Raw genomic sequence first — 6,648 nt, forward strand, 5'->3', positions numbered from 1 at the left:
GTCGTAAAAGATTTCCTCAATTACCCCTCAATCTCTATGGCAACCTGATTGGAGGGAGTCTGCCTGAATCTTGACATTTCACAATAACCTTCAAAAAAAGCCCCTGAGTAAACGACTAAAAGAGGGGTCTTTATATCCCCATACACTCTGCACCGTGAGAGAAGCTCCACTTTGGTTTTAGCCTCTACCACACCCCTTACCTCACCTGAGATCAAAGCCGTATCCACACTTATACTCATAGAGTCTATGAAGGCGCCCTCCCCTACAACAAGCGTACCGGAGGAGTCAATTTCACCCTGAAACTTACCGTCAATTCTGAGTGTACCATCAAAGACCAGTCTGCCGGTTAAAACAACACCTGTGCCGATAAATCCGTCTATTTGCGGTGCACCCTTCACTGCTCTATCTGGTTTCTTATTTCAACGGATAGTTCTTTTTCCATCTTGCCGCCCTGGTGCATCTTAGAGTGGCCTTCAAAAAGCCCACCCTCTAAAATGGCAAGTTTTTGGGTATCTACATCTCCAAGCACCCTGCCCTTTGACATTATCTCTATGTATTCAGAGGCATGTATGTTGCCCTCGGCAAAACCACCCACCACAACACCGCTGGCAACCATGTCACCCTTAATGTGGCCTTTTTCTCCAACAATTACCCAGTCGGCTTTCACGTTTCCTTCAAAATAACCATCTACCCTAAGAGTTCCCTTTAAGGTTATAATCCCTTTTATCTCTGAATTTACCCCTATTAAAGTCTCTATCCTGTCGTGTTTTTTATTAAACATGTTTAGGTGTCCTTATGCAAAAAAGGCTGAGGATCTATAGGGACGTTATCTTTCCATACCTCATAGTGGACATGCGGACCTGTTGAGTTGCCAGTTGAACCTGAATAGGCTATTACATCGCCACGTTTGACCATTTGACCCACTTTTACGGCTATTTCGCTGTTATGGGCATAACAAGTAGTAAAGCCAAAACCATGTTCTAAGATTACGAGCCGCCCGTTTCCGGAACTCCAGTCAGCATACACCACAATGCCGTCTGCTGTTGCTCTTACGGATGAGCCTGGGGACATTGGTAAATCCACTCCGGTGTGATACTCAGACCTCCCGCTCATTGGATGCGTCCTCCAGCCAAAGCCTGAACTGATTTTACCCTCCCCTGCCGGCAGCCCTGTAGGAGTAGAGTAAAAAACATCTTTTTGCTGCTTAAGATATTCTTTTAACTCAGCCACAGTGTTGACTGACTCCTCTATCTGCTGCCTTATCAGCCCGATATTTACGGAGCCGGAATCGGTCTGATCCATGTTTTTAAATAAGTCCTCTTTTCCCTTGTTGTGGCCGAGCATGGTTTTTAACTGAGACTCGGCTTTTTTAATTGAACTGATTGTTGATCTTACCTCTACAAACTGTGTGTAATAGTAATCGGTTTTATCTTTTAATTCGTTATACTTTTTTGTTGTTACGCCCATATTTATCATATAGGCGGTAAATGTAAACCAAAAACCGCAAAGAATAACAATGCCGACAGAGGGCATCTTAAAATGGTATGTTTTTTCAGCGTCATGGGGAACAATCATTATCGTTATTGGACTGAACAAACGTCTGATATATCTTTTAAACCCGGACATAACCTATTACAACCCCCTTGTTAATGCTATTGGCGACTCCACTGCTAAAATAAACACCGTCGCATTGGGCAGCCTTGTATATTATGAACTAGAGAACTATAGCATAAGAGCACACAAAAAAGAAACTACACTGCAGGCATAAGCATTATATTTTGCAAAAAACTTCAATTTTAGTACCCTTCCTTATTAAAATCCTCTATGTTTTATTCAGTCTTACCAGTAAGTTTATAGTACTTAGCTGTTAAACTGACCATTTTTGACGTTGTTTCCCTGAGTCTTTCAGTTAATGCTTTTATAATCATTCTAAAATCCTCAGAGGTCTTGTTTATCTCATTTTCAAGATAATCCATATCGAAAATCCCTACTTTTGTTTGTCCTATTGAAACAGCTGTGGCCGAACGAGGTTGTTTGTCTATAAAGCTCATATGTCCAAATATATCGCCTTTGTTCAAAGTTGCAATGACTATATCCACACCATCTACTTTTATTTTAATTGCAACAGAGCCGGAAAGTATCACATACGTCCCCTCCCCATGTGTGCCTTGCTTGATTATCGCCTGCCCATCCTCGTATATTTCAGTTACGGCTACTCTTTTCATTGAATCCTCCGCTTGTTGCTGCTCTTACTGTACTTTATGTTGCCAAATCCACTTCAGCTGTATAAACCCCGCCTATGACTTTTAGTCATTTCCTAAAAAAACCATCAAGAGCTGCAGTCTCATCAGGGTCATGGAGTGCAACACCAACGGTTGATTTTACACGTTTTCGTGTAACATTATCAAGTGTACTGGCAGCTTTTGCCAGAATTTTTATTTTCCCCTCGATTTCCTCCGAAATTTGCAGGTATTTTTTGTATTTTTCAGCATCCGCCTTAACAGAGAAATCCCCCGGCATTTGCCACTTGTCTTTTAAAAATACCCACGACGCAAAATCTTCAAGCTTTGCCCCTTCCATTAGCTCAATAGGGGATGTGTTTTTCATATCCTCAATTCTGAGGCCGTTTTCATCGGCCTTGATAGAGTGGGAACCGGTAAACGAATATGCTCCTTCATCATCGAAAAACTCCCACGTTGAACTGGACTTTTGGGCATGGCCGTGGCAAGAGGCACACTCTCGTGCTTTACCAAAAGGATGTGCTGCCTGATCAAACTGAATCCACAGCAGATGTTTGTTATTAGCTGTTAAATTGTCAAACGTACCGTTTATAAAGTATGCGTCATTAGTTTCGCCGTTAGGCCACCTAAACATTACAGACTTAGAGGGAGGAACATCATTTTTAATATTTCCCACACTATGGGGCCACACCTTATAAGGGCGCCATATACCCTTTTCGTCTTTCATTATTATAGGAGGGCTCTGTATGCCATAGTAGAGCGAATACTTTTTAAATGGATTTTCTATGCCTGCAATTTTGCCCGGCCCCCATATAGTGATTTGATAACCGCGCAGCTCGCTTATATGGCAAGAGCTGCAGTCCAGATTTTTGTGAATACTGCGTGCGTGAGCGTCTTCAATTTCAATGTGGCAATCCTGGCATGTCGCTTTGCGTTCCATATCGGCCATGCCTTTTTCCCCTGTAGGATGACAGCTTACGCAGTGAATACCACGCGTGTAGTGGACATCGGGCTTCATCCCTGTTGGAATAGAGTAATCGCCGCCTATGTAGGTCTCACCGCGGCGGGACTGCATAGCTCCAGGGTGGCATATGCTTGTGCCTCGCCCTGAGCCTGCGCAGGTCTCAGACTTTGGAGATTTATTAAAGGAATGGACTCCCTCCTTAACATTAGGACTGTAGTGGCAGTCAAGACATCCGGCATGGCAGACGTTACAGAACTTCTGTTTGTCCTCTGCCTGATGTTTAGTAAACGGAACATTAAGGTTTTTAGCGATTTCTTTAGTGTTTTTATAGTCAAAACCAGCGCTTTCAAGCACCTCAACAGGCGGTGTGTCGGCAAAAGACGGTCCGCAGTTGTGAGGACCATAAGGGTTAACCCACGTTTTCATATAACGCTGCCGGTAGTTTCTGCCCATAACGGAGTGTTTGAACTGTTTTAGTTCCTCAGGGTGGCAGGAGGGAGCGCCGCAAGTCTGTTTGGCAATTTGGGGATCAAAGTTAAGGGTTTCCGGGTTTCTGTCATGCCAGAGGAGATTTCTTAATTCAAAGGGGATAACTGATTTGCCCCCGGCTTCAACTTTAGGAATAAGCTCGTAGATTTTATCCTCCCCATGGGGCAAAAGCGGGCCCTTAAATATATTGTCTCTTTTAATAAGAGTGCCATCTTCTGAGACAAAAAGCGCCTTTAGCATACCCTTATGGGCCGTGTCTTTGTCCTTTGCCCGTCCATTACCCAGATGGCAGGCGCGGCACTCGACAAACGGATGCTTACTTTGCCTTTGAGCCATTTCGTTTGTAACATAAAAAAAGGGATAACCTGCCTTTTCCATTACACTCTGATTGCCGTGGCAGTTTACGCACTCAAGCGATGTATTAGTCCACGACTTATACATTAGCGGAGTCAAACAGGCTATTACAATTACTATGAAAATAAGCACAGATTTTTTGCTTATATGAGAGCGTATGAAACCAAATTTAAAATCAGCCATATAATCTACTTTAACTTTTTTAGTGGTTCTCTGGTCAAGATGATTGTTACGCCTTTACCCTGTAAAGATTTTGCTCTGTTCTGCCGAATAAAATAAGAGTGGTAATCTGGAGAAAATAAAATGAGAAAAACATTTTGAAAACTATATATTTAGCAGGCCCTTTGTTTTCTAAAGCTGAACGCAGGTGGGTTAATCTTATAAAGGGGTATATTAAACGATTTGCGGAGGATAAGGGCCTCGATGTCAACATAATAAACCCTCAGGAGCTAATATCCTATAAGGAGATATTGGCTTTAGGTGAAAATGCAAAATTTGAAATATTCAATCGCTGCAGGAGCCATCTTGATGAGGTGGATATATTGGTGGCAGTTTTAGACGGAAGTCAGGTGGACGATGGCACGGCCTGGGAGGTCGGATATTTCACTAAACACAAGCAGCAAAGACAAAAAATAGTCGGCATAAGAACTGATGTAAGAAATGTCGGAGAATTTACCGCAACAACAGTTAACGCCATGATAGAGTGCTCGTGTGACAAAATTGTTGATACTATCGAAAAACTATTAAAAACTCTCTTTATTTGGCTATACATTGACATCAAAAACGGACATCAGCAAAACCATCCCTATTAGATAACTCACTTTTATCCTTCTTGTCGTATAATTTTTAACAACCCATGTGCAATTAGGATTATTGCCAATCTTTTAGGCCTTAATACACAAAAAAAGCGTGTGGTACTGGGAAATTGACGATAAGAGACCATAACAGGTAAAAAATATTTACATACAAATTTACAAAATCAAAGTGGTTGGATTAAACTAACATCAGGAGCTTTGACAACAGAAATAACATCTGTCGTAAGGTGTTTGAAAAGGGGGTGTTTGAATGCAGCAGGTACATATAGAGATAGATGAAAGCATTTACGATAATGTTCTCTGGTTTTTGAATCAATTACCTAAAGATAAAATTGAGATAATTGATGATACTTTTTTTACAGAAGAAGATAAAGTCTCATATGAAAAGGCATTAGGAGAACTGGAGGCAAAAGAAACTATATCTTTGGATCAACTCAGGAAAGAATTGATTGATGTATGAACTCCATTTTTCTAAGGATGTATATAAATTCATAAAATTAAAAGATATTAAACTAAAGAAAATTTGCTTTGTATTTTTAACAAATTAGCAGAAAATCCTTATTATAATAACCTGGGCATTAAAGCGCTGCAAGGGAAAAAGAAACATTACAGACTAAGGATAGGGAAATATAGATTTTTGTATGAAGTGAATGATGAAAGTTCCTTAGTTCTTTTTTATAAAGCTGACGTCAGAGGTAGTGTGTATAAATAATAAAAAGTACCAGAACTAACATCTCTACTATCATATAACCTAAAAAAACTTATAAATTACTGTAAAGACATTATAATTTTTTTCTTGACTTATTTTTTTACATATGCTAAAGTCTCCCCAACAACGGTCAGAGAGAGGAGTGCAGTAAGCGTTTATGTTTTATAGTTCTCTGAAAAAGACTGCATGTGATTAGCGGTTTGAAGCCAGCTGTTTTGTAAAATACCGAGTTACACATAATAATGATATAGTTTAGTGAAAATACGATTTTTGCTTTTAAGATATAGTAAAAGAGTCTGAAGTGACCAATCTTAAACTGCATGAGATTATAGAGAATAGGATAATCTTAATCCGTGGACATAGGGTTATGCTCAGCCCGCACCTTGCCGAACTTTATGCAGTGGAGACCAGAGCGTTGGTTCAGGCTGTTAAAAGAAATATCAAACGGTTTCCAGAAGATTTCATGTTTCAGATTTATGACACTGAGGTGGAATCATTGGTATCACAAAATGTGATACCTCACAAAAAGTATCTTGGCGGTTCACTACCATATGCTTTTACCGAGCAGGGTGTGGCAATGCTCTCCAGCGTGCTTAAGAGTGACAAAGCGATAGAAGTCAATATTACGATAATGAGGGCTTTTGTAAAACTCAGGGAGATTCTTTCCACTCACAAGGACCTTGCACTAAAACTTAACGAGATGGAGAGTAAATATGACTCTCAGTTTAAAACAGTCTTTGATGTTATTAGCCAGCTTATGAACCCAGCTATTAAGCCAAAGAGGATAATTGGATTTGGGAAAGATAGTGAATAATTAACAGGGTAAAAGACACCTGCTCTGATATTCAACTATATCCCTCTACTGTTCAAATTAATAAAGATACTGTACATCTGCTTAATATAAGCTCTCACGATGAAATCTACTAAAAGCGATAAATATTTTTTTTCTTGACTTATTTTTTTACATATGCTAAAGTCTCCTCAATCACGGGCAGGAAGGGGAGATGCTTAAGCGTTTATGTTTTATAGTTCTCTGAGAAATATGCAATTAAACGCAGTAACATCTATCTATCTATC

Annotated in this window: 8 protein-coding genes; 3 read left to right on the top strand and 5 right to left on the bottom strand. The window is 40.1% G+C overall.

Annotated elements, in window-relative coordinates; genetic code table 11:
- Positions 1 to 20 precede the first annotated feature (20 nt).
- From HQK88_13495 to HQK88_13515, 5 genes are all read right to left on the bottom strand, one after another.
- Complete coding sequence (locus tag HQK88_13495; GenBank protein ID MBF0617817.1) at positions 21 to 398, bottom strand: polymer-forming cytoskeletal protein; 378 nt, start codon at positions 396 to 398, stop codon at positions 21 to 23.
- Positions 395 to 781: a polymer-forming cytoskeletal protein gene (locus HQK88_13500; GenBank protein ID MBF0617818.1), complete on the bottom strand. Its 387-nt coding sequence runs from the start codon at positions 779 to 781 to the stop codon at positions 395 to 397. The genes HQK88_13495 and HQK88_13500 overlap by 4 nt, the downstream gene beginning before the upstream one ends.
- 2 nt (positions 782 to 783) lie before the next feature.
- Positions 784 to 1,626, bottom strand: coding sequence for a M23 family metallopeptidase (locus tag HQK88_13505; protein ID MBF0617819.1), 843 nt, complete (start codon positions 1,624 to 1,626; stop codon positions 784 to 786).
- Positions 1,627 to 1,829: 203 nt separating this feature from the next.
- Entirely contained in the window at positions 1,830 to 2,225 is a 396-nt protein-coding gene (locus HQK88_13510; GenBank protein ID MBF0617820.1) for a cyclic nucleotide-binding domain-containing protein, read from the bottom strand.
- 85 nt (positions 2,226 to 2,310) lie between these two features.
- Positions 2,311 to 4,230: a hypothetical protein gene (locus HQK88_13515; GenBank protein ID MBF0617821.1), complete on the bottom strand. Its 1,920-nt coding sequence runs from the start codon at positions 4,228 to 4,230 to the stop codon at positions 2,311 to 2,313.
- A 131-nt stretch (positions 4,231 to 4,361) separates the two neighbouring features.
- On the opposite strand from HQK88_13515, the gene HQK88_13520 reads away from it, so the two are divergent.
- The 3 genes from HQK88_13520 (at position 4,362) to HQK88_13530 (ending at position 6,385) form a co-directional block, all read left to right on the top strand.
- Positions 4,362 to 4,859 carry a nucleoside 2-deoxyribosyltransferase gene (locus HQK88_13520; protein ID MBF0617822.1) on the top strand — a complete coding sequence of 166 codons (498 nt, stop codon included), beginning with the start codon at positions 4,362 to 4,364 and terminating at the stop codon, positions 4,857 to 4,859.
- 253 nt (positions 4,860 to 5,112) lie between these two features.
- The gene (locus tag HQK88_13525; GenBank protein ID MBF0617823.1) at positions 5,113 to 5,322 is read left to right on the top strand and encodes a hypothetical protein; all 210 of its coding nucleotides are present in this window, start codon (positions 5,113 to 5,115) and stop codon (positions 5,320 to 5,322) included.
- 550 nt (positions 5,323 to 5,872) lie between these two features.
- Positions 5,873 to 6,385 carry an ORF6N domain-containing protein gene (locus tag HQK88_13530; protein MBF0617824.1) on the top strand — a complete coding sequence of 171 codons (513 nt, stop codon included), beginning with the start codon at positions 5,873 to 5,875 and terminating at the stop codon, positions 6,383 to 6,385.
- Positions 6,386 to 6,648 lie beyond the last annotated feature (263 nt).

Source organism: Nitrospirota bacterium (assembly GCA_015233895.1).
GTDB lineage: Bacteria > Nitrospirota > Thermodesulfovibrionia > Thermodesulfovibrionales > Magnetobacteriaceae > Magnetomonas.

Bases quoted from the DNA above. Each gene is read 5' to 3' on its own strand.
- HQK88_13500 (MBF0617818.1), bottom strand. From the start codon at position 781: ATGTTTAATAAAAAACACGACAGGATAGAGACTTTAATAGGGGTAAAT.
- HQK88_13505 (MBF0617819.1), bottom strand. From the start codon at position 1,626: ATGTCCGGGTTTAAAAGATATATCAGACGTTTGTTCAGTCCAATAACG.
- HQK88_13510 (MBF0617820.1), bottom strand. From the start codon at position 2,225: ATGAAAAGAGTAGCCGTAACTGAAATATACGAGGATGGGCAGGCGATA.
- HQK88_13515 (MBF0617821.1), bottom strand. From the start codon at position 4,230: ATGGCTGATTTTAAATTTGGTTTCATACGCTCTCATATAAGCAAAAAA.
- HQK88_13525 (MBF0617823.1), top strand. From the start codon at position 5,113: ATGCAGCAGGTACATATAGAGATAGATGAAAGCATTTACGATAATGTT.